This is a genomic window from Saccharopolyspora sp. MMCC62, assembly GCF_057736575.1.
This window is the reverse complement of the sequence record NZ_JBYKCM010000003.1, coordinates 563560-585916: the sequence shown is the minus strand read 5'-3', so window position 1 is coordinate 585916 and position 22357 is coordinate 563560. Positions and strand designations below refer to the sequence as shown.

General features: G+C 72.2%; 22 protein-coding genes. 9 read left to right on the top strand and 13 right to left on the bottom strand.

The genetic code is table 11. From position 1 onward, the window contains the following. Positions 1–180 precede the first annotated feature (180 nt). Positions 181–762: a TetR/AcrR family transcriptional regulator gene (locus AC29IT_RS09910; protein ID WP_488218582.1), complete on the bottom strand. Its 582-nt coding sequence runs from the start codon at positions 760–762 to the stop codon at positions 181–183. Positions 763–836: 74 nt separating this feature from the next. Between AC29IT_RS09910 and AC29IT_RS09905 the strand changes: the two genes are divergently transcribed. Further along, complete coding sequence (locus tag AC29IT_RS09905; RefSeq protein WP_488218499.1) at positions 837–1880, top strand: zinc-binding dehydrogenase; 1044 nt, start codon at positions 837–839, stop codon at positions 1878–1880. A 5-nt stretch (positions 1881–1885) separates the two neighbouring features. Here AC29IT_RS09905 and prcA read toward each other — a convergent pair whose 3' ends face one another. The 4 genes from prcA to dop form a co-directional block, all read right to left on the bottom strand. Then, positions 1886–2650, bottom strand: a complete 765-nt coding sequence (prcA, locus tag AC29IT_RS09900; protein WP_358442205.1) for a proteasome subunit alpha — start codon at positions 2648–2650, stop codon at positions 1886–1888. A gap of 74 nt (positions 2651–2724) precedes the next feature. Continuing rightward, positions 2725–3573 (bottom strand): proteasome subunit beta, encoded by an 849-nt coding sequence (prcB, locus tag AC29IT_RS09895; RefSeq protein WP_488218498.1) that lies wholly within the window; start codon positions 3571–3573, stop codon positions 2725–2727. 174 nt (positions 3574–3747) lie between these two features. Further along, a complete protein-coding gene (locus AC29IT_RS09890; protein ID WP_184478281.1) occupies positions 3748–3939 on the bottom strand; it encodes a ubiquitin-like protein Pup in 192 nt (63 codons plus the stop codon). A gap of 166 nt (positions 3940–4105) precedes the next feature. Beyond that, positions 4106–5605: a depupylase/deamidase Dop gene (gene dop, locus AC29IT_RS09885; RefSeq protein ID WP_358442210.1), complete on the bottom strand. Its 1500-nt coding sequence runs from the start codon at positions 5603–5605 to the stop codon at positions 4106–4108. 124 nt (positions 5606–5729) lie between these two features. On the opposite strand from dop, the gene AC29IT_RS09880 reads away from it, so the two are divergent. Continuing rightward, the gene (locus AC29IT_RS09880; protein WP_488218497.1) at positions 5730–6245 is read left to right on the top strand and encodes an NUDIX hydrolase; all 516 of its coding nucleotides are present in this window, start codon (positions 5730–5732) and stop codon (positions 6243–6245) included. Between the two features lie 12 nt (positions 6246–6257). Here AC29IT_RS09880 and AC29IT_RS09875 read toward each other — a convergent pair whose 3' ends face one another. Together AC29IT_RS09875 and arc are read right to left on the bottom strand one after the other, a co-directional pair. Further along, on the bottom strand, positions 6258–7202 hold the full coding sequence (locus AC29IT_RS09875; RefSeq protein ID WP_488218496.1) for an aldo/keto reductase: 945 nt from the start codon (positions 7200–7202) through the stop codon (positions 6258–6260). Positions 7203–7329: 127 nt separating this feature from the next. Beyond that, complete coding sequence (arc, locus tag AC29IT_RS09870; protein ID WP_358442219.1) at positions 7330–9129, bottom strand: proteasome ATPase; 1800 nt, start codon at positions 9127–9129, stop codon at positions 7330–7332. Between the two features lie 570 nt (positions 9130–9699). Between arc and AC29IT_RS09865 the strand changes: the two genes are divergently transcribed. Further along, on the top strand, positions 9700–10494 hold the full coding sequence (locus tag AC29IT_RS09865; RefSeq protein ID WP_488218495.1) for an Rv0361 family membrane protein: 795 nt from the start codon (positions 9700–9702) through the stop codon (positions 10492–10494). Positions 10495–10539: 45 nt separating this feature from the next. Here AC29IT_RS09865 and AC29IT_RS09860 read toward each other — a convergent pair whose 3' ends face one another. Beyond that, a complete protein-coding gene (locus tag AC29IT_RS09860) occupies positions 10540–11370 on the bottom strand; it encodes a tRNA (adenine-N1)-methyltransferase (RefSeq protein ID WP_224960100.1) in 831 nt (276 codons plus the stop codon). Positions 11371–11504: 134 nt separating this feature from the next. Continuing rightward, on the bottom strand, positions 11505–12647 hold the full coding sequence (locus AC29IT_RS09855) for a site-2 protease family protein (RefSeq protein WP_488218494.1): 1143 nt from the start codon (positions 12645–12647) through the stop codon (positions 11505–11507). 88 nt (positions 12648–12735) lie between these two features. On the opposite strand from AC29IT_RS09855, the gene AC29IT_RS09850 reads away from it, so the two are divergent. Both AC29IT_RS09850 and AC29IT_RS09845 read left to right on the top strand, forming a co-directional pair. Then, positions 12736–13662 carry a RecB family exonuclease gene (locus tag AC29IT_RS09850; protein ID WP_488218493.1) on the top strand — a complete coding sequence of 309 codons (927 nt, stop codon included), beginning with the start codon at positions 12736–12738 and terminating at the stop codon, positions 13660–13662. Between the two features lie 39 nt (positions 13663–13701). Continuing rightward, a complete protein-coding gene (locus tag AC29IT_RS09845; RefSeq protein ID WP_488218492.1) occupies positions 13702–14478 on the top strand; it encodes a thioesterase family protein in 777 nt (258 codons plus the stop codon). A 205-nt stretch (positions 14479–14683) separates the two neighbouring features. Here AC29IT_RS09845 and AC29IT_RS09840 read toward each other — a convergent pair whose 3' ends face one another. The 3 genes from AC29IT_RS09840 to AC29IT_RS09830 form a co-directional block, all read right to left on the bottom strand. Beyond that, positions 14684–15532, bottom strand: coding sequence for a VOC family protein (locus AC29IT_RS09840; RefSeq protein ID WP_488218491.1), 849 nt, complete (start codon positions 15530–15532; stop codon positions 14684–14686). Positions 15533–15688: 156 nt separating this feature from the next. After that, entirely contained in the window at positions 15689–15952 is a 264-nt protein-coding gene (locus AC29IT_RS09835; protein WP_358442237.1) for a phosphoribosyl-ATP diphosphatase, read from the bottom strand. 55 nt (positions 15953–16007) lie between these two features. Next, positions 16008–16688, bottom strand: coding sequence for an HAD family hydrolase (locus AC29IT_RS09830; RefSeq protein ID WP_488218490.1), 681 nt, complete (start codon positions 16686–16688; stop codon positions 16008–16010). 263 nt (positions 16689–16951) lie between these two features. Here AC29IT_RS09830 and AC29IT_RS09825 point away from each other — a divergent pair, with 263 nt between their 5' ends. Next, positions 16952–17791, top strand: coding sequence for a PAC2 family protein (locus AC29IT_RS09825; protein WP_488218581.1), 840 nt, complete (start codon positions 16952–16954; stop codon positions 17789–17791). A 73-nt stretch (positions 17792–17864) separates the two neighbouring features. Here AC29IT_RS09825 and mshC read toward each other — a convergent pair whose 3' ends face one another. After that, positions 17865–19100 carry a cysteine--1-D-myo-inosityl 2-amino-2-deoxy-alpha-D-glucopyranoside ligase gene (mshC, locus tag AC29IT_RS09820; protein WP_358442245.1) on the bottom strand — a complete coding sequence of 412 codons (1236 nt, stop codon included), beginning with the start codon at positions 19098–19100 and terminating at the stop codon, positions 17865–17867. Positions 19101–19325: 225 nt separating this feature from the next. Here mshC and AC29IT_RS09815 point away from each other — a divergent pair, with 225 nt between their 5' ends. Genes AC29IT_RS09815 through AC29IT_RS09805 form a run of 3 tightly spaced genes read left to right on the top strand, consistent with a single transcriptional unit; the run spans position 19326 to position 22247 of the window. After that, positions 19326–20489 (top strand): quaternary amine ABC transporter ATP-binding protein, encoded by a 1164-nt coding sequence (locus AC29IT_RS09815; protein WP_488218489.1) that lies wholly within the window; start codon positions 19326–19328, stop codon positions 20487–20489. After that, the gene (locus tag AC29IT_RS09810; protein WP_488218488.1) at positions 20482–21342 is read left to right on the top strand and encodes an ABC transporter permease; all 861 of its coding nucleotides are present in this window, start codon (positions 20482–20484) and stop codon (positions 21340–21342) included. The genes AC29IT_RS09815 and AC29IT_RS09810 overlap by 8 nt, the downstream gene beginning before the upstream one ends. 20 nt (positions 21343–21362) lie before the next feature. Continuing rightward, positions 21363–22247, top strand: coding sequence for a glycine betaine ABC transporter substrate-binding protein (locus tag AC29IT_RS09805; RefSeq protein WP_488218487.1), 885 nt, complete (start codon positions 21363–21365; stop codon positions 22245–22247). Positions 22248–22357: the final 110 nt, after the last annotated feature.

Genomic DNA, 22357 nt, shown 5'->3' with positions numbered 1-22357 from the left:
AGCCCGACCCGGCGAGAGCCCGATCGGCCACCGGCCCGCCCGCCCCGGCACGAGCCCGACCACCCACCAGCTCGACCGAAAACGAGCCCGGCCCGACACGGGCACCGAGCCCGACACGACACGAGCTGGACCGGAACCGAGCCCGACCGGCCACCCCCGACCGGGCCGAACCCGACCCGGTCAGCCCGACCAGGCCCGGGCCGCGACGAGCGCGCGGGCCGCTCGTCCCGCGTCGCCGATGGCGTCGCCGGGCAGGACCGAGCCCACCACGAGCGCCCCTTCGTGCAGGCACAGCAGTTCGCCGGCGAGCGGCGCGGCGTCGGCGAGGCCCGCCTCGGCCGCCAGCCGCTCGAACAGCGCCAGCAGCCACCGCTTCTCGTCCGCGGCTACCTCGCGGGCCGGGTGCCCGCCGTCGGGTAGCTCGGCGAGCGCATTGATGAAGGCGCAGCCCCGCGAGTGCTGCGCCGTCCACGCGGCGAGCGCGTCGAACGGCGCGGTCACCCGGTCCAGCGCGGACAGGCCCGGGTGCTCCAGGGCGGCGGTGACCTCGGCGCGCCACCGCTGGTCGCGTTCGGCGAGGTAGGTGGCGACCAGGACGTCCTTGGAACCGAACCGGTCGTAGAGGGTCCGCTTGGTCACCCCGGAGCGCTCGGCGATCAGATCCACGCCGACGGCGGTGATGCCGAGCTCGTAGAACAGGGCGGCCGCGGCGTCGAGGATGCGCCGCGCGCCGGGGGTGAGGGTCTGCGGATCCAGCGGCATTGTGTTCACCGATCGGTATACCTTACGCTCGCGTCGACTTCACAGATCAGTGTACTAGCGTGCGGAGGCCCCCGATGACCGTTCCCGGCACCATGCCCGCAGCCCGCCTCACCGGCCACGGCGGACCCGAGGTCCTGCAGCTCACCGACGTCCCGGTGCCGACGCCCGCCCCCGGCGAAGTCCTGGTCCGGGTGGGCGCGGCCGCGCTGAACAACACCGACCTGTGGACCCGCGAGGGCGCCTACGGCAGGCCCGGAGACCCCGACGCCCGCGCGGGCTGGCGCGGCCCCGTCGACTTCCCCCGCATCCAGGGCGCGGACGTCGCGGGCACCGTCGTCGACGTCGGTCCCGGCGCCGATCCGGCTCTGCGCGGCACCCGCGTGCTGCTCGACCCCGCGATCTACGACGGCGACGGCGAGGACGCGAACCCGGTCGGGCTGCTCGGCAGCGAACGCGACGGCGGCTACGCCCGGTACGTCACCGCGCGCGCCGACCGGGCGCACGACATGAGCGGATCACCGCTGGACGACGCCGAGCTCGCCTGCTTCCCCACCGCCTACGGCACCGCGCTGGGCATGCTCGAACGCGGCGACGTGCGCGACGGGCACACCGTCGCGGTCACCGGGGCTTCCGGCGGGGTGGGGCTGGCGCTGGTGCAGCTGGCCGCGGCCCGCGGCGCGGAGGTGCTCGCGATCAGCAGCGCGGGCAAGCTCGACGCGGTGCGCGCGGCGGGCGCCACCGAGGTCGTCGACCGCGCTGACCGGCCCTGGGACGCCGTCGGAGCGGGCCGGGTCGACGTGGTCCTCGACGTAGCCGCAGGTCAGAACATCCCGGACGGCCTGTCCGCGGTGCGCGACGGCGGCCGGTGGGTCGTGGCGGGGGCGCTCGCCGGCCCGCTGGTGGAGCTCGACGTGCGCCGGTTGTACCTGCACAACATCGCGCTCGTCGGATCGAGCATGCACACCCCGGCGCACTTCCGGCAGCTCGCCGAGATCGCCCGCGACGGCGCGGTCCGCCCGGTCATCGCCGGGACGTACGAGCTCGCCGACGTGCACCGGGCGCAGGCCGAGCTGACCTCGCGGCGGCACGTCGGCAAGCTCGTGCTGGTCGACCGCTGAGCGGGCTACTTCCCGTTCGCGGAGCCGTTCCCGCCGTCGCCGGAGTCCGCGGACTCCTCGGAGCTCTCGGACTCGGCGGCGGGCTTCGGCAGCAGTGCTTCCAGCGCCGCGCCCGCGATGCGCCGGAACGTGCGGTGCGGCCGGGACCGCTCCAGCACGGCGACCTCCAGCTGCTTGGCGCCGAGCTCGCGGGTGCTCTCCCCGCTGGCCGCGAGCGCCTGCACCGACAGCTCCACCGCCGGGCCCAGCTCCATGCCGTCCTCGAACGAGTCCTTCATCGCCGAGTTGATCGTGTCGGCCTGCCCACCCATCACCACGAACTGCGGCTCGTCCACGATCGAACCGTCGTAGGTGAGCCGGTAGAGCTGGTCGGTCTCGGCGGTCTGCCCGACCTCGGCGACGCAGATCTCCACTTCGAACGGCTTGATCTGCTCGGTGAAGATCGCGCCCAGGTGCTGGGCGTAGGTGTTGGCCAGCGACCGCCCGGTCACGTCCCGCCGGTCGTAGGAGTAGCCGCGGAAGTCCGCGATGCGCACCCCCGCCACCCGCAGGCTCTCGAACTCGCTGTAGCGGCCGACCGCGGCGAACCCGAGCCGGTCGTAGATCTCGGAGACCTTGTGCAGCGTGGTGGAGGGGTTCTCCGCCACGAACAGCACGCCTCCCGCGTACTTGAGCACCACCACGCTGCGTCCCCGGGCGATGCCCTTGCGGGCCAGCTCGGAACGCTCCCGCATCAGCTGTTCGGGGGAGGTGTAGAACGGCATCGTCACGGCTGTGCACTCCTGGATCGAATCGTTCGGCAGCCCCGCTCGGCGGGGAACGGCATCGTCGGGGGAATGCGGCGTCAGCCGCCCGGGTTCTCGCGCCTGCCCTGCACGACCTCTTCGGCGATGGCGGCGGACTGCTGCTCGTCGAGCCGGACCGCACCCTCCTCGGCCGTGATGGTCACGACGGTCGGGTAGATCCGCCGGGACAGGTCCGGGCCGCCGGTGGCGGTGTCGTCGTCGGCGGCGTCGTAGAGGGATTCGACCGCGTTGCGCACCGCCGAGTCCACGTCGGCGTCCGGGTCGTGCCGCTTCTTCAGCGCCGACTTCGCGAACACCGAACCGGAGCCGACCGCGTGGTAGCCACCGGATTCGGCGTAGCGCCCGCCGGTGATGTCGTAGGAGATGATCCGGCCCGCCCGGTCCGGATCCTCGGCCGCGGTGTCGAACCCGGCGAACAGCGGGAGCACCGCCAGACCCGCCATGGCGCCCTGCAGGTTGCCGCGGAGCATGGTGGCGAGCTTGTTCGCCTTGCCGTCCAGGGACAGCGGCACGCCTTCCAGCTTCTCGTAGTGCTCCAGCTCGATCGCGTACAGCCGCACCATCTCCAGCGCGATGCCCGCGGTACCCGCGATTCCCACCGCGGAGTAGGAGTCGGTGACGTAGAGCTTGTCCATGTCCCGCTGGGCGATGAGGTTGCCCATGGTGGCGCGGCGGTCACCGGCCAGCAGCACGCCGCCGCGGAAGGTCAGCGCGACGATGGTGGTGCCGTGCGGCGCCTCGACGACGCCCTGCGGGACGTCCCGGTTGCCCGGCAGCAGCTCGGGCGCGGTGACCTGGAGGAAGTCGGTGAACGATGAGGATCCGGAGGTGAGGTAGGCAGCGGGCAGGGCCTGACCCGGAAAGTTCCGAGCCGCGCTGGATTCCATCGGCGACATCGTCTCCTGCTTCGAAGGACTGCCCCGCCGCCGCGACGGCGAGGCCGGTTGATCTGGGCCGTACCGCAACTCTAATCAAGATCGCCCGCGACGGCGAAGATCACGGCCGTCCGCGTGGCGGAGGGCCGCCGGGCGAGGGTCCCGGCGGCCGCGCGGTGTCGGTGCCTACTGGCCGCCCTTCTGGACGTAGGCGCGGACGAAGTCCTCGGCGTTCTCCTCGAGGACGTCGTCGATCTCGTCCAGGATGGCGTCGACGTCTTCGCCGAGCTTCTCGCGACGTTCCTGGCCGGCTGCTTCGGGACCCGATTCCTCGTCGCCGTCGCCGCCGTCGGGCCGCTGGACCTTTTCCTGGGACATCTCGCCCTCCCGGTGCTTGTCCGTCGGATGCCGGGCTGGTCGAACGGTCGTCGAACAAAGGGCATCCTGTGAGGAACAGTACCTAGCGGAACCCCTGTTCGCCCACATCCGAGCGGGCATTCTTGCGATCTTTCGCGGCGGGCGGACCGGGTGTTCCGGATCGTGGTCAGCCGCGAGTCAGCGAGTCCACCAGTTCCTCGGCGCTGGTGGCGGCGTCGAGCAGCTCGCCCACGTGGGCGCGGGTGCCGCGCAGCGGTTCCAGGGTGGGGATGCGCACCAGGGATTCCCGGCCCAGGTCGAAGATGACCGAGTCCCAGGAGGCGGCGGCGACCGCGGCCGGGTAGCGCTCCAGGCAGCGTCCCCGGAAGTAGGCCCGGGTGTCCTCCGGCGGGCTGGTGACGGCGGCGCGCACCTCGTCCTCGGTGACGAGCCTGCGCATCGAGCCGCGGGCCACCAGCCGGTTGTACAGGCCCTTGTCCAGCCGCACGTCGGAGTACTGCAGGTCGATCATGTGCAGCTTCGGCGAGGCCCAGCCGAGGTTGCCGCGCTCCCGGTAGTTCTCCAGCAACCGCAGCTTCGCGGGCCAGTCGAGCCGGTCCGCGCAGTCCATCGGGTCCCCGCCGAGCAGGTCCAGCACCTCGCCCCAGGTGGCCAGCACGTCCTTGGCGGCCTGGTCGCCGCCGTGCTCGGCCACGTGCCGCGCCGCCCGGTCGTGGTACTCGCGCTGCAGGTCGAGGCCGGTGAACCGGCGGCCGTCGGCGAGTTCCACGATCTGGCGCAGCGTCGGGTCGTGGCTGATCAGGTGCACCGCCTGCACCGGGTCGGCCAGCTTGAGGTCGTCGAAGCGCTCCCCGGCCTCGATCATGTCCAGCACCAGCGCGGAGGCGCCGACCTTCAGGTACGTGGAGGTCTCGGCGAGGTTCGCGTCGCCGATGATGACGTGCAGCCTGCGGTACTTGTCGGCGTCGGCGTGCGGCTCGTCGCGGGTGTTGATGATGCCGCGCTTGAGCGTGGTCTCCAGGCCGACCTCGACCTCGATGTAGTCCGAGCGCTGGGAGAGCTGGAAGCCCGGTTTCTCCCCCGCCTGCCCGAGCCCGACGCGCCCGGACCCGCACATCACCTGGCGGGACGCGAAGAACGGGGTGAGCCCGGCGATCACCGCGGTGAACGGGGTGTCCCTGGCCATCAGGTAGTTCTCGTGGGTGCCGTAGCTGGCGCCCTTGCCGTCGACGTTGTTCTTGTACAGCTGCATCTGCGCGGTGCCGGGCACGCTGGCCGCCTTGATCGCGGCCTCCTCCATCACCCGTTCGCCCGCCTTGTCCCAGATGACGGCGTCGCGCGGGTTGGTGACCTCGGGCGCCGAGTACTCGGGGTGGGCGTGGTCGACGTAGAGCCGGGCGCCGTTGGTGAGGATGACGTTGGCCGCGCCGAGGTCGTCGCTGTCGTTGCCGTTGTTCTGCGGCGCCGAGGCGCCCAGGTCGAAGCCCCGCGCGTCCCGCAGCGGTGACTCCACCTCGTAGTCCCACCGCGCACGGCGGGCGCGCGGGATGTCGGCCGCGGCCGCGTAGGCGAGCACGATGTGCGTGGAGGTCAGCACCGGGTTCGCCGTCGAATCGCCGGGCACGACGATGCCGTACTCCACTTCGGTTCCCATGATCCGCCGCATACCTGGAAGCCTACGGGTTCCGGGCCGGGAAGCAGAGTTTCCGGCGGTGCCGGTTCCGCCTGCCGAGTGGTCCCGGGAACCGCGTTCCGGGTTTCCACCGGATGATCTCTGCGAGGATGCGGGCGTGGGAGCTCAGGACGAACAGGTGGCGGTGTACGACGAGTCCGGCCGGGTCGCGGGGTCCGCGCCGCGCTGGCGGATGCGGCGGGACGGGTTGTGGCACGCGGCCACCTCGATCCTGGTGCGCTCGGTCGACGGCGGATCGGTCTACGTGCACCGGCGCACCGACCACAAGGACGTCAACCCGGGCGCGCACGACTGCTTCGCGGGCGGGGTGGTCGCCGCGGGCGAGGACCCGGCGGTGGGCGCCGAGCGGGAGCTGGCGGAGGAACTGGGCGTCCGGGGCGTGCCGCTGCGGTTCCTGTTCCGCTCGGTGTTCCAGGACGGCTCGGTGCGCCACCACGGCTTCGTCTACGAGGTGCGCTGGGACGGGCCGGTGGTGCACCAGCCGGAGGAGGTCGCCGACGGCTGGTGGATGCCGCTGGACGAGCTGCGCGCCCGCCTGGCGGACCCGGAGTGGTCGTTCGCCGCCGACAGCAGGCAGTTCATCCACGAGTGGTTCACCCGGCAGGAGGCCTGACGGCCGGCGGGGTCAGTGCCAGGGCATCGACGCGCGCTCGCCCCAGTAGGTGGCGGGATCCCTGGCCAGCGCGGCGAGCTCGCCCAGGTCGGTCGCGTCGAGCCGCACCTCGGCCGCCGCCAGGTTCGAGTCCAGCTGCGCCACGTCGGCGGGCCCGACGAGCACCACGTCCGCCCACGGCTGGGCGAGCGCGTGCGCCAGCGCCACCGCGTCGGGCGTGGTGCCGTGCCGCCGCGCGACCCTGGCCAGCAGTTCCGGCGGGTCCACCGCGAGCCTGCCGTTGGCGAGGGACTCCTTCACCAGCACCCGCCAGCCGCCGTGGTGCACCTCGGTCAGCGCCCGCCCCGCCGAGGGCTCCAGCGAGTTCCAGGTGGATTGCACGGCGCTGAACAGCTGCGCCCCGCCGATCTCCAGCTCCCAGGCCCGCTCGACGGCGTCGGCCTGCGCGGCACCGCTGGTGGAGAACCCGAGCCGCACTCCGGAGTCGCGGAGCCGGGCCAGCTCGTGCTGCAGCGCCAGGTCGTCGAACAGCGGGCTCTCCGGGATGAGCGAGTGCACCTGGTAGAGGTCGACCCGGTCGCCGAGCAGCGCGCGGCTCTGCGCCCACTGCTCGCGGAGGCGTTCCACCGAGTGCTCCTTGACCTCGTGCACCTCGGTCTCGATGCGCCACTCGGCGACGTAGGCGTAGCCCCACTTGCTGGAGACGGTGACGTCGCCGTGGCCGCGTTCGGCGAGCCAGCCGGCGAGGAACTCCTCCGCCGAGCCGTAGGAGCGGGCCGCGTCCACCCACCGGATGCCGCGCGCGAAGGCCGCGTCGAGCACCTGGGCGGTGTGCACCCGCATCGCTTCGGCGGTCCGGTGCGCGGGCAGCGCGTCGCTGCGGCCGACGTTGATGTAGGCGGGGCGGCCGAGCGCGGCCAGCCCGAGTCCGAACCGGCCCGCAGACGTGGAGATCATGCCTGAAAACCTAATCGCTGCCCGTCGGGATCGACACTCGGGCACCACTCCACCGGGGCGGAAACCGCGGTGGCGCAACGAGAAGCGGCCCCGCCGCTGGTTCCGGGGGGGCCGCTCCCGTGCTGGCTCAGAGGTACTGGCCGGTGTTGGTGGCCGTGTCGATCGCCCGGCCGGATTCCTGGTTCTTGCCGCTGACCAGGGTCCGGATGTAGACGATCCGCTCGCCCTTCTTGCCCGAGATCCGCGCCCAGTCGTCCGGATTGGTCGTGTTGGGCAGGTCCTCGTTCTCGGCGAACTCGTCGATGATCGCGTCCTGCAGGTGCTGCACCCGCAGGCCCGGTTGCCCGGTGTCGAGCACCGACTTGATCGCGGCCTTCTTGGAGCGGTCCACGATGTTCTGGATCATCGCGCCGGAGTTGAAGTCCTTGAAGTACAGGACTTCCTTGTCCCCGTTGGCGTAGGTGACCTCCAGGAACCGGTTCTCGTCGGTCTCGGCGTACATCCGCTCGACGGTCGTCTGGATCATCGCGTCGATGCAGGCGGCCTTGTCCCCGCCGAACTCGAGCAGGTCCTCCTCGTGGACCGGCAGCGCCTCGGTGAGGTACTTGGAGAAGATGTCCTTCGCGGACTCGGCGTCCGGCCGCTCGATCTTGATCTTCACGTCGAGCCTGCCGGGTCGCAGGATCGCCGGGTCGATCATGTCCTCGCGGTTGGAGGCGCCGATGACGATGACGTTCTCCAGGCCCTCGACGCCGTCGATCTCCGAGAGCAGTTGCGGCACGATCGTGGTCTCCACGTCCGAGGACACGCCGCTGCCGCGGGTGCGGAAGATCGAGTCCATCTCGTCGAAGAACACGATCACCGGGGTGCCTTCGGAGGCCTTCTCCCTGGCGCGCTGGAAGATGAGCCGGATGTGCCGCTCGGTCTCGCCCACGAACTTGTTCAGCAGCTCGGGGCCCTTGATGTTCAGGAAGTAGGACTTCGCCTGCCCGTCGTCGTCCCCGCGCGCCGCGGCGACCTTCTTGGCCAGCGAATTCGCCACCGCCTTCGCGATGAGCGTCTTCCCGCACCCGGGCGGGCCGTAGAGCAGCACGCCCTTCGGCGGTTGCAGCTGGTACTGCACGTAGAGGTCGGAGTGCAGGAACGGCAGCTCCACGGCGTCCCGGATCTGCTCGATCTGGCTCCCCAGACCGCCGATGTCCAGGTAGCCCACGTCCGGGACCTCTTCGAGCACGAGGTCCTCGACCTCGGCCTTCGGCACCGTGTCGTAGGCGTAGCCCGCCTTGCTGTCGACCAGCACGGAGTCACCGGACTTGAGCCCGGCCTCCACCAGCGGGTCGGTCAGCCACACGACGCGTTCCTCGTCGGTGTGGCCCAGCACCAGGGCGCGGTGGGTGCCCGCGGTGTCGGTGAGGCTCGGGGGCAGGATCTCCCGGAAGGTGCACACCTCGCCGATCTGCTCGAAGGCGCCCGCCTCCACGACGGTCAGCGCCTCGTTGAGCCGGACCGACTGCCCGAGACCGAGCTCGTCGAGCTCGACGTTGGGCGAGACGGCGACCCGCATCTTGCGGCCGGAGGTGAACACGTCGACCGTGCCGTCCTCGTAGCGGCACAGGAAGGTCCCGTATCCGCTGGGTGGCTGGGCTAGGCGGTCGACCTCCTCGCGCAGGGCCGTGAGCTGGCCGCGCGCTTCCTTCAGGGTCTCGGTGAGTTTGGCGTTCCGTTCGGTGAGCTGGCTCACCCGCTCGGATGCCTCGGCCAGCCGCTTCTCCAGCAACCGGGCCTGTTGGGGCGACTCGTTGAGCTTTCGGCGCAGCAACGCCACTTCGTCTTGGAGCAGACGAATCTGGCTGTTGAGCTCGGCTTGCCCGCCGGGCTGCTGCTCGCCGCCCTCCTCAGGCCGGCTGCCGGGACGGTCGTGCTGCATATCGGCACCCTCCTCCCGTGCTCGTACCACCACGGTACCGGCGATCACCGACGACAGCGGCGTCGTGATTGGCCCGCCGGATGCGCCAGCCTGCCACAAAAATCGGCGAATACCCATGATTCGCGCGTCGTCGACGACCCGGCCCGGGCGTGGTGGGAGTGGACGGTGAACACGGTGCGTCCACGATCATGGTCCATTCGGTGGCACCACCCGGTTTCGGTGGTCGCGTGACCGGGCGCACGACCACGGGTTTTCCGCTCCGCCACCGCGTTCGGTGCCGAACGTCGGCATCCGGGTGTCGGTGGGCTGACAACCGGGTGTCGTTGCGGACGGGCGTGTCCGACTTCTCCCATCATTTGGAACAACGCGGGGTTTCCGCAGTCGAAACGTGCTCCGGCCAGATCCTCATGTCGGGCATCTCACCCGGTGAGGGACACCCCGGGCGTACGGATCGGAAAGGTCTACTCCTGACATGCGCCGGATAACGCTCTGGTCTACTTACGCGCGCCGAGAAGACGGCGACCGCACCTCCGTGCGGCCTAAGCACAGACCTTGGGGGAGGAACATCCCATGACCTATCCGCCGCAACAGCCCGGCCCGGGCGGGTGGGACCCGCAGCCCGCCGGGAACCAGGCGGACGGCGCGGCAACCCAGGGCACCCCACCTCCGCAGCAGCAGCCCGCGTTCTACGCGAACCAGCACGCGGGCTGGCCGCAGGGCCCCATCGCCGGGGTTCCGGCACAACCGGGCCAGCAGCCCTTCCCGGCCGCGCCCGGGCAGGACCCGTTCGGGCAGCAGCCCCAGCCCGGCCAGCAGCCCACGTTCGGCCAGGCCCACCTCGACCCGCAGTTCGGGCAGTTCCAGGACCAGTACGGGTCGATCGCCCCCGCCCCGAACTGGGGCGGCGAGTTCGGCGCGGGCGCCTGGACCCAGCAGCCCGCCGAGATCGAGGACGACGAGGACGAGCGGGGCCGGTCCCCGCTGCCGTGGATCCTCGGCGGGGTCGGCGTGGTCGTCGTCGCCGGGGCCGTCGTCGGCGGCCTCTTCCTGTTCGGCGGCAGCGGCGGCCCGGGCGAGCCCCGGCCCGCCGCGCAGGAACTCGTCGACAAGGTGAACGCGGGCGACTTCGCCGCGCTCGGACCGCAGCTGTGCCAGTCCAACCGCGCAGAGCTGGACCAGCAGTTCCAGCAGCTCTCCAGCGGGCGGTTCCAGGTGGAGCTGGGGCAGGTGACCGCGCAGGGCGAGCAGGCGCGGGCGAAGCTCAACGGCGACTACACGCTGGGCGGCGCCACGATGCCCGTCGACCAGACGATCGTGCTCACCGTCGAGGACGGTGCCTGGAAGATCTGCAAGCTCGGGCAGTGAGGTGGCCGGTGGCACCGCGGGGGTCGCGGTGCCACCGGACCCCGCTCAGCCCTTGCTGGGGCGGCGCTGCGGGCGCGGCGGCGTCACGCCGTCCGCGAGCCGCCGCGTGACCAGCAGGAACGCGGTGTGCGCGACCATCCGGTGCTCGGGGCGCACCGCCAAACCGACCACGTGCCACGGCCGGATCAGCGTCTCCCACGCCTGCGGCTCGGTCCAGCACTGCTGCTCGCGGATGGCCTCGGTGACCTTGGACAGCTGCGTCGTGGTCGCCACGTAGACCACCAGGACGCCGCCCGGCACCAGGTTCTGGAAGACGGTGTCCAGCACGTCCCACGGCGAGAGCATGTCCAGCACGACCCGGTCGACCTGGCCCTCGTCGTAGTCGGCGAGGTCGGCGACGCGCAGCGTCCAGTTCTCCGGGACCTCGCCGAAGAACTTCCGCACGTTGCGCTCGGCGTGCTCGGCGTGGTCCTCCCGCACCTCGTAGGAGACGACGCTGCCCTGCTCGCCGACGGCGCGCAGCAGCGAGCAGCTCAGCGCACCGGAACCGGCGCCCGCTTCGAGCACCCGCGCGCCGGGGCGGATGTCGCCCCACATCAGGATCTGCGCGGCGTCCTTCGGGTAGATGACCTGCGCGCCGCGCGGCATGGACAGCACGTAGTCGGCCAGCAGCGGCCGCACCGCCAGGAACGAGGTGCCGCCCGCCGAGGTGACCACCGAGCCCTCGGGGCTGCCGATGAGGTCGTCGTGCGCCAGTGCGCCCCGGTGGGTGTGGTACTCGCCGCCGGTCTCGAGGACGACGGTGTAGTGCCTGCCCTTCGGATCGGTCAGCTGGACCCGGTCGCCGGGCTGGAACTCACCGCTGACGGTGCTCACGTGCTTCGTTCCTCCAAGTGCGCGTTCGGCAAGGGCCGCCGGCGCGGGACGTCACGGGAGTGAGCGGGGGTGCCGCGGCTCGGCGGGTTCGGCGGACCATCGTCGCAGAGGGTCCGGGCGGTTCCCGCCGGTGCTCACCGTTCGCGGGCGCGGGAGCGGAGCGCGCTGCGCAGGTCCTCCCGGCGCAGCACCCCGCAGGGCCTGCCTTCGGTGTCGATGACGAGGAACTGCCAGGCCAGTACGGTACGCACCCGTTCGAGCACGTCCTCCCCCGGCTCTCCCTCCAGCAGGATGGTGTCCGGGCCGACGGGTTCGGCGGCGTGCTCGGCGGGGTCGCGGGGCGCGCGGGTCGCGAGGCGTTCGGCGGCGGACTGGTCGAGCAGGCCCACCGCGACGCCGTCGGCGCGCACCAGCACCACCCCGCGCCCGGCGGCGGCGACCAGCGCGTCGCCGACGGGGCTCTCGGCGGGCAGTTGCAGCACGGGGCGCATCAGCTCGGCCAGCGAGAACCGCACCGGCCGGCTCTTGCGCTGTTCGGCGGCGTGCTCGGCGGTGGCGCCCGCGATGACGAACCACACCATGAACACGCAGGCCAGCAGCCGCAGCCACTGGTCGTCCACGTCCTGCAGCAGCCCGAGCAGCGCCCACACCAGCAGTCCGGCGGCGACGAGCCCGGCGCCGACGACCCCCGCGGTGGTGCCGAGCTGCCTGCGCCCGGTGACCGCCCACAGCAGGGAGCGCAGCATCCGCCCGCCGTCCAGCGGCAGCCCGGGCAGCAGGTTGAACACGGCGACCGCGATGTTGGCGACGCAGGTCTGCGCGACGAGCAACCAGATCGCCCCGCCGGGTTCCATCGCGTACCAGCCGAGTCCGGTGCCCGCGGCGAGCAACACCGACACGGCGGGCCCCGCGGCGGCCACCAGGCCCTCCTGCGCGGGGGCGGCGGGCTCGCGGCTGATCTCGGAGACGCCGCCGAGCAGGAACAGCCGGATCCGCCGCACCGGAAGACCCAGCCGCATCGCCACCACGCAGTGCCCGAGCTCGTGCAGCAGCACCGAGGCGGCCAGCAGCACGGTGCACCCGGCGGCGAGGAACGCGCAGGTCCACACGCTCGCGGCGGGCAGGATGCGGCCGACCAGCGGGGTGTAGAGCAGCACGATGAACGCGGCCCCCACCCACCAGGACGGCGACAGCAGCACCGGCACCCCGGCCACCCGGCACAGCAGCAGGCCGTTGTCCGGTGGAGCGGCTCGGCCGCGGGCCGTGTTGGCGGACATGGCCCACAGGGTAGAGCGGGACCCGTGAGGCGCCGGTGATCCGCCACGCGTGCGCGATCCCGTCGGACCCCTGTTCTAGGGTGCGGGCATGGTGGAACCGGCCCGGACCAGCGATGGCACCCGATCGGAGCTCGCCGCCGTGGGCGGGTCGGACGGGGCGAGCCTGCCCGCGGGGAGGCGCAGACCGGCGTTGTCGCCGTCGCGCGCGGGTGACTTCAAGCAGTGCCCGCTGCTGTACCGCTTCCGCGCGGTGGACCGGCTGCCGGAGACGCCGACGCGGGCGCAGGTGCGCGGCACGGTGGTGCACTCGGTGCTGGAGCGGATGTTCGCGCTGCCCACCGAGCAGCGCGACGCCGAGCACGCCCGGGACCTGCTGGAACCGGCTTGGCAGGACCTGCTCGCGGGGCAGCCGGAGCTGGCGGAGCTGTTCGACGGACCGGACGACCCGCAGCTGCGCACCTGGTTGGGGTCGGCGACCCGGCTGCTCGATTCGTACTTCGAGCTGGAGGATCCGCGCCGCCTGGAGCCGGAGGCATGCGAGCTGCGGGTGGAGACGGAGCTGGAGTCGGGGCTGCTGCTGCGCGGGTTCATCGACCGGGTGGACGTGGCGCCGACCGGGGAGATCCGGCTGGTCGACTACAAGACGGGCGCGGCGCCTCGGCTGATCGGCGAGGCGAAGGCCATGTTCCAGATGAAGTTCTACGCGCTGGTGCTGTGGCGCACCCGCGGTGAGGTGCCGAAGCAGCTGCTGCTGATGTACCTGTCGGACAAGCAGTCGCTGGCCTACGCGCCGGACGAGGCCGAGCTGCGCCGGTTCGAGCGGACGCTGGACGCGATCTGGCAGGCGATCCTGCGCGCCGGGAAGACCGGCGACTTCCGCCCGAACCCGAGCAAGCTGTGCGACTACTGCGATCACAAGTCCCGCTGCCCGGAGTTCGGCGGCACTCCCCCGCCCTACCCGGGCTGGCCGGAGCCCGACCCGGGACAGGAGTCCTTGCTGGACCGGACGGACTGAGCGTTCGCCGAGGGCAGAACCGTGATCGAGGAGGACGCAGTGGACGAACGGGCCGTGTTCTACGAGCGGCTGGGCGCGGACCGGTTCCGCGCCACCGAGCACACCGCGGGCCCCTGGTCGGATGCGGCGCAGCACTTCGGCCCGGTGTCGGCGCTGCTGGTGCGCGAGCTGGAGCGCTGCGCTCCCGCGCCGGGCACGGCGATCCGCCGGGTGGCGGTGGACGTGCTGGGCCCGGTGCCGGTGGCCGAGCTGGCGGTGCGCGCCGAGGTGCTGCGCCCGGGCCGTTCGGTGCAGTTGCTGTCGGCGGAGCTGTCCGCGGGCGGGCGGGTGTGCGCGACGGCTCGCGCGTGGCGCATGGTCCGCGGGGACAGCACGCCGGTCGCGGGCGGTGCGCACGAGGTGCTGGGCGATCCGCTGGCGTGGCCGGAGGTGCCGGGCATCGACGGCTGGGACCAGGGCTACGCGGCGGCGATGGAGTGGCGCGCGGGCCCGGGCGCCGAGCTCGGCAGCGCGCGGGTGTGGGCGCGGCAGCGGATTCCGCTGCTGGCCGGGGAGGAGCCGAGCCCGCTGCAGCGGTTGTTCGCGGTGGTGGACTCGTCCAGCGGCGTGTCCCGGCGAGCGCGGATGTCGGAGTGGTCGTTCGCGAACACCGACCTGACGGTGCACCTGCACCGGGAACCGGTCGGCGAGTGGGTCGGCCTGGACGCGGAGACCACGCTCGGCCCGGACGGCGGCGGCCTCGCCACCAGCACCGTCCACGACGGAACCGGCCCGGTCGGCCGCTCCGCCCAGACCCTCCTGGTCACCCCCCGCTGACCGAGCCGACCGTCTTCCCTCTTTCCTGTCAGCGGCGCAGCCGCTGAGCAGCGACCACCCGAGCAACTCGCACCGCCGCGGGTTCTCAGCGGTTTCCTCGCGAGGACAGCGTTGTCGCATGTGGCGGAGCCACCTGCGAAAACGATCCCGCAGCGAGGAAGCCGCTGAGGTTCCGCCACCCGAGCACTAAGCAGGCCGAAGACCGTCAATCATCGTAAGGATCGAAGTTGGCCGCGCTGTCGAACCAGTCGGTGGCCTGGGTGTCGTCCACGACGGCGAACCGCGCCCCGGTGGGGTCTCGCAGCACGGCGACCCGGCCGATGCTGGAGCCGTAGGGGTCGACGCGGACTCGCCCGCCGAGTCCGATGGCGCGGTGCACGAGCCCGTCGATGCCCTCCTCGGCGTCGGCGCCGAGGTAGAGCAGCCAGTGCGGCCGGGTGTCGGGGGTGATGTAGTCCCGGATCATGCTGACCCGGGCGAGCACGGATTCCCCGGCCAGGTACCAGACGGCGTAGTTGGAGCGGTTCTCGGCGCCGAACTGCTCGGCTTCGTAGCCGAAGAGGTGCTGGAAGAAGCCGTCGGCGGCGGCGGCTTTGATGGTGACGAGCTCGGCCCACATGAGGGTGCCGGGCAGGCCGACGTCGAACTGCCAGGAGTCGTCGGGCGAGAGCAACCCGAATTCGGCGTCGGAGGGCCCCGTGAGGACGGTCTTGCGGCCGATGCCGGGGACGTCGGCGGGCGGCACGACCATCCGGGCGCCTTCGCCCCGGGCCTGCTCCGCGACGGCGTCGACGTCCTGCGCCGCGAGGAACAGCCGCCATTCGGAGTGCTCGCCCGCGGAGCGGCGGATGCTGGCGACGGGGAAGCCGTCGCGGTAGGCGACGACGTGCTCCCCGGCCTCGTCGTCCTGGTGCGTGTCGTACTGCCAGCCGAAGAGCTCGGCGTAGAACTCGCGGGCCTGGTCCACGTCGGTGGTGACCAGCTCGATCCAGCACGGCATCCCGGCCACGATCTCCCATTGGGGAGCCGCTTCCCCTGGCTGCACTACGGCCATCTTCCTCACCCCCACCTCATCGCTTCAAGATCACTCCCATTATGACCGAGTGATCGGCGATCGAGGTCGCGCCGAGGCGGATTCCTCCATCGGGGCAACGGAGTTGAACGGGACGACAAGGACGAACGGGATGTTCCACCCGCTCGCGTCGCACGTTCAGAGGTACCGGTAGACGTCCTCGGTGCTCAGCCCGCGGGCGAGCATGATCACTTGGAGCCGGTAGAGCAGCTGCGAGATCTCCTCGGCCAGCGCTTCGTCGGACTCGTGCTCGGCGGCGAGCCACACCTCGCCCGCCTCCTCGATGACCTTCTTGCCCTGCGCGTGCACTCCGGCGTCGAGCGCGGCGACGGTGGCCGAGCCCTCCGGCCGGGTGCGGGCGCGTTCCTGGAGCTCGCTGAACAGCTCGTCGAAGGTCTTCACGACGTTCGATCCTCGCATCCGGCGCGGCGGGACCCGACAGCGGTCCCGCCGCCGCTCACGCGACCGCGCCCGGCAGCAGCGCGCTCAGCGCGGGCACGTCGAAGGACTCCAGCGAGGACAGCAGCACCCGCCGCTCCCCCGGCTCCAGCGGCACCTCGCAGGGCACCGCGACCACGGTGCACCCGGCGGCGACGGCCGCCGCCACTCCGGTCGGCGAGTCCTCCACCGCCACGCAGCGCCGCGGGTCCACGTCCAGCAGCCGCGCCGCCCGCAGGTACGGCTCCGGGTCGGGCTTGTTGCGGCCGTCGACCTCGTCGCCGCAGACGGTGACGTCGAAGGAATCCCGGCCGAGCGTGTCCAGCGCGATCTCCGCCAGCGAGCGGATCGTGGAGGTGACCAGCGCGGACGGGATGCCCAGCGCGCGCACCTGGTCGAGCGCCTCCCGGGCCCCGGGCCGCCACGGCAGGCCCTGGCGGAACAGCTCGGCGCTGCGCTTCTCGACCCACCCGGCGGCGTCCGCGACGTTCGCCGGATCGGCGGGCAGGCCCAGATCGGCCAGCAGCATCCGCATGCTGGTGGACATGTTCGAGCCGACCATCGCTTCGCGGGTGGCGACGCCGAGCTCACCACCGCGGTGCACGGCGTAATCGCTCAGCGAGATCGACCACAGCTTCTCGGAATCGACCAAGGTGCCGTCCATGTCGAACAGAACGGCGGCGGGGCGGGCGTCAGCCATCGCGCCCTGATCTCAGCAAGCTCATCAGTCCCACCCCGCCAGTACAGCAGGGCGCCCGGGGCGGCTCCCAGCGAACGTGGCCGATCCCTCCCCCGCCGGTTCCGAACGTCTGCGGGATGTCGGGCGCTCACGTCGGCGATAGGTCGTAGGCTGACGCGGTGAACGATCGCGAACCACGCTCCGCAGACCAGGTGGACCGGACCGAGGGGAAATCGACCGAAGGGACATCGACCGAAGGCAAACCCGCAGGGCCGACCGCTCCGATCGCGGTGATCGGATTCGAAGGTTGGAACGATGCGGGCGACGCCGCAAGCTCCGCGATCGAGCACCTCGAACTCACCTGGGACGCCTCCCCGCTGGCCGAGATCGACCCGGACCCGTACTACGACTTCCAGGTCTCGCGCCCCACGGTGAAGCTGGTGGACGGCGTGACCCGCAAGGTGAGCTGGCCGACGACGCGGCTGTCGGTGTGCCGGCCGCCGGGCGCCGAGCACGACGTGGTGCTCGTGCACGGGATAGAGCCGAACATGCGCTGGAACGCGTTCTGCGCGGAGCTGCTGGAGCACCTCGACAAGGCGGGGGTGCGCACCGTGGTCTCGCTAGGCGCGCTGCTGGCCGATTCGCCGCACACCCGCCCGGTTCCGGTGACCGGCACGGCCTACGACGCGGACTCGGCGACCCGCTACGGGCTGGAGCGCTCCACCTACGAGGGCCCGACGGGCATCGTGGGGATCTTCCAGGACTCGTGCGTGCAGTCGGGCATCCCGGCGATCTCGTTCTGGGCGGCGGTCCCGCACTACGTGTCGCAGCCGCCGTCGCCGAAGGCGACGCTGGCGCTGCTGCACCGGGTGGAGGACGCGCTGGACCTGGAGGTCCCGCTCGGCAACCTGCCCGACCAGGCCGAGGAGTGGGAGACCACGGTCAGCGAGATGGCCGAGGAGGACGAGGACGTGCGCAACTACGTGCGCGCCCTGGAAGAACGCGGCGATGCCGAGGTGAAGCTCACCGAGACCAGCGGCGACGCGATCGCCGCCGAGTTCGAGCGCTACCTGCGCAGGCGGGGGCCGGGCGGCAAGGGGCCGCTGGGTCCCGGACCCGGCTGATGCGCACGCCCGATCGCACGAGAACGCCCTCCGAGCCAGGCTCGGAGGGCGTTCCGCTGTTCGGGCCCGCTGCTCAGAGCTGCACGCCCAGCAGCGCGTCGACCGCGGCGCGGATCTCGTCGGGCGCGGCCGCGTCGCTGCCGCCGCCCGCGAGCGCCTCGTCGGCCCACGTGTCGATCGCGCGCAGCGCGCCTTCGGTGTCCAGGTCGTCGGCGAGCCGGTCCCGCAACCCGGCGATCGCGGTCGCCGTGGCAGGCCCCGCGGTCAGCGCCGCGGCCTCCCGCCAGCGGGCGAGCCGAGCGGTGCCCGCGGTGAGCGCGTCCGCCGTCCAGGAGCGGTCCGTGCGGTAGTGCGCGTCCAGCAGCGCCAGCCGCACCGCCATCGGGTCCACCCGGTCGCCGCGCAGCCGCGAGACGAACACCAGGTTGCCCTTGGACTTGGACATCTTCTCGCCGTCGAGGCCGACCATGCCCGCGTGGCAGTAGTGCCGCGCGAACGGGGATTCGCCGGTCAGCGCCTCGGCGTGCGCGGCGCTGTACTCGTGGTGCGGGAACGCGAGGTCGGAGCCGCCGCCCTGCACGTCGAAGTCCATCCGCAGCCGGTTCAGCGCGATCACCGAGCACTCCAGGTGCCAGCCCGGCCTGCCGGGCCCGAGCTCGGACTCCCAGGACGGCTCACCGGGACGGGCGGCCCGCCACAGCAGCGCGTCCAGCGGGTGCTCCTTGCCGGGACGGTCCGGGTCGCCGCCGCGCTCGGCGAAGAACTTGAGCATGTCCTCCGGGCCGTAGTTCGACTCGTAGCCGAACCGGCCGGTCGCATCGTGCCGGTAGTAGACGTCCGGGTACTCGTCGTCGACCCGGTAGGCCGCGCCGGAGGACAGCAGCTTCCCGACGGCCTCCACGATCTCCGGCATGGCCTCGACCGCACCGATGAAGTCCTGCGGCGGCAGCACCCGCAGCGCGGACATGTCCTCCCGGAACAGCGCCGTCTCGCGCATGCCCAGCACGATCCAGTCCTCGCCGTCCCGGTCGGCCCGCTCCAGCAGCGGGTCGTCGATGTCGGTGACGTTCTGCACGTAGTGCACTTCGTGGCCGTTGTCCAGCCACATGCGGTGGACCAGGTCGAACGCCAGGTAGGTGGCGGCGTGACCGAGGTGGGTGGCGTCGTACGGGGTGATGCCGCAGACGTACATCCGCGCGACGGGGCCGGGCTGGGTGGGCCGGACCTCGCCGGTGGCGGTGTCGAAGAGCCGGAGGGGGCGGGGTGTGCCCGGCACCTGGGGCACGGGGACCGACGACCAGGGTTGCATGCATCCGACCTTAAACGTCTCCGCCGACCGGACGCCGCCCCGTTACACATCGTGAGAACCAGGGCACTGCCGCGGGCCGCCCGCAGTCGGGACTTTCGACAATGTCGGGCCCCGCCCGCCCCGGGCCTATCCTCGGTCGGATGCGGAGGATTTCCGCCGCACCGCACGGGATCGCGGGATCTGGCACAGATCCGCGCGAGCCGCACCGGGCGAGGAGGCGAGGCGTTGACATCGCTCCGAGCGGACGGTCTGTGCAAGGTCTTCGGCACCCGGCCCGAGGAGGCGCTGCGGCGTTGCCGGGCCGGTGACCCGGCCGGGGCGGGCGCCACCGTCGCCGTGCTCGACGTCGGGTTCACCGTCGAGCCCGGGGAGACGTTCGTGGTGATGGGCCTGTCCGGCTCCGGCAAGTCCACGCTGATCCGGATGCTCAACGGCCTGCTCACCCCCACCGCGGGCCGGGTGCGCGCCGACGACCGCGACGTCACCGCGCTCACCGGCCGGGACCTGCGGGTGCTGCGGCAACGCACCATGAGCATGGTGTTCCAGCACTTCGCGCTGCTGCCGCACCGCACCGTGCTGGACAACGCCGAGTACGGGCCGCTGGTCCGCGGCGATCCGCCGGCGCGCGCCCGCGGACGGGCGGCGGAGGCGCTGGGCATGGTGGGCCTGACCGGGTGGGAGCACCGGTTCCCGGCGCAGCTCTCCGGCGGCATGCGCCAGCGGGTGGGGCTGGCCAGAGCACTGGCCGCGGGCACCGACGTGCTGCTGATGGACGAGGCGTTCAGCGCGCTCGACCCGCTGATCAAGCGGGACATGCAGGACCAGCTGGTGCGGCTGCAGGGCGAGCTGGGCAAGACGATCGTGTTCATCACCCACGACCTCAACGAGGCGATGCGGCTGGGCGACCGCATCGCGGTGATGCGCGCCGGGCGCATCGTGCAGGTCGGCACCGCCGCCGAGATCCTGCACCGCCCGGCGGACGACTACGTGGCGCGCTTCGTGCGGGACGTCGACCGCAGCCGGGTGCTCACCGCCGGGCTCGTCGCCGAACCGGCCGTGCACGCGGATCGCGCCGAGCCGCTGCGGCGGGCGCTGGAGCTGCTGCGCGAGCACGACCTGGACCGGCTGCCGATCACCGACCGCGGGCGGCCGGTGGGGCTGCTGGAGCGGTCGGCCGCGGAGCTCGCACCACCGGACACCGCGCTCGCCGACCTGCTGCACCCCGGGCCGGAGCCCGTGGCCGCGGACCGCACGCTCGACGGATTCCTCGGCCGCGTCGGCACCGACACCCCGGTCGTCGACGGGACGGGCCGGCTGGTGGGGCTGGTGCGGCCGGTGCCGCTGCTGCGCGCGCTCGGCGCGGGCGGGCAGGAGGGCGGCGATGCCTGAGCTACCCAGGGTTCCGCTCGGCGACTGGTTCCAGGCGCTGGTGAACTTCCTCGACGACACGATCGGCCCGGTCTTCGACTTCATCGACCTGGTGGTGCGCTCGGCGGTGGACGGGCTGACCGCGGCGCTGCTGTGGCCGCCGTCGTGGGTGCTGGTGCTGCTGCTGGCGGCGCTGGGCTGGTGGCTGCGCGGCTGGCGGTTCGCGTTGTTCGCGCTGCTCGGGTTCGGCCTGGTGGTGAGCATGCGGGAGTTCCCGCCGACGGTGCAGACCTCGGCGCTCGTGCTCGTGGCCAGCGCGATCGCGATCGCGGTGGCCGTCCCGCTGGGAGTGCTGGCGGCCCGCAGCCGGGTGGTGAGCCGGGTGGTGCGGCCGGTGCTGGACCTGATGCAGACGATGCCCGCGTTCGTCTACCTCATCCCGGTGATCTTCTTCTTCAACATCGGGTCGGTGCCCGGCGTGGTCGCCACGGTGATCTTCGCGCTGCCGCCGGGGGTGCGGCTGACCGAGCTGGGCATCCGGCAGGTCGACGCCGAGGTGGTCGAAGCGGGCCACGCGTTCGGGGCGCCGCCGCGGCGGATCCTCACCGGCATCCAGCTGCCGCTGGCCCTGCCGTCGATCATGGCCGGAATCAACCAGGTGATCATGCTGTCGCTGTCGATGGTGGTCATCGCGGGCATGGTCGGCGCCGAAGGCCTGGGCACCGAGGTCTACACCGCGGTCACGCGGGTGCAGCTGGGCGCCGGGTTCGAAGCGGGCGTGGCGGTGGTGATCCTCGCCGTCTACCTGGACCGGATCACCGCCGTGCTCGCCGACCGCTTCCCCGCGGCGCGGCGCGCCGCGCGCACCGGATGACGAGGACGGGAGGCAGGACCATGCGGAGATCGCGCTGGGTCACGTGCGTCGCACTGCTGGCGGCGCTGGTGCTGCTCGCCGCGGGCTGCGGTGGCAGGCAACCGGAGACCGGGCAGCAGAGCAAGCGGATCACCATCGGCTACATCGCCTGGGACGAGGCGATCGCCGTCAGCAACCTGTACGAGGTGGTGCTGGAACGGCGGGGCTACCAGGTTCAGCTGACCGAGCTGGAGGCCGGTCCGACCTACGCGGGGCTGGCGAAGGGCGACGTCGACCTGTTCCTCGACTCGTGGCTGCCGCAGACGCACGCCGACTACTGGGCGCAGTACCACGACCGGCTGGAGGACCTCGGCGTCTGGTACGACCGGGCGACGTTGAACATCGCGGTGCCGGACTACCTGGTGGACGTGAACTCGATCGAGGACCTGCGCGGCCGGGCCGCCGAGTTCGGCGGCACCATCACCGGCATCGACCCGGGGGCCGGTCTCAGCCGGGTGACCCGCGACCAGATGATCCCGCAGTACGGGCTGGACGGGCAGTACACCCTCCAGACCTCCTCCACCACCGCGATGCTCGCGTCGCTGCAACGCGCCGTCGACGCGCACCAGCCGATCGTGGTGACGCTGTGGCACCCGCACTGGGCGTACGCGAAGTTCCCGATCAAGGACCTGGCCGATCCGCGCGGCGCGATGGGGGCGGCGGAACAGATCCACGCGGTCGGCCGGAAGGGCTTCACGGCCGACTTCCCCGAGGTGACGGGAATGGTGCGGAAGTTCCACCTCGACGACGCGCAGCTGGCGTCGCTGGAGAACGAGGTCAACGCCGCGCCCAAGGGCCAGGAGAAGGCGGCGGCGGCGCGGTGGGCCGACGCGCACCCGGAGGTCATCGCGAGCTTCACCGGCTGATCCCGGCGCCTCCGCTCCTGCCGCGCGGCGGTCGGCCACCCGGCGAAAACCACTCATTGCGAGCGAATCGGGCCCTCCCCTAGCACAGAATCGGCATCCGGTCATCCGTC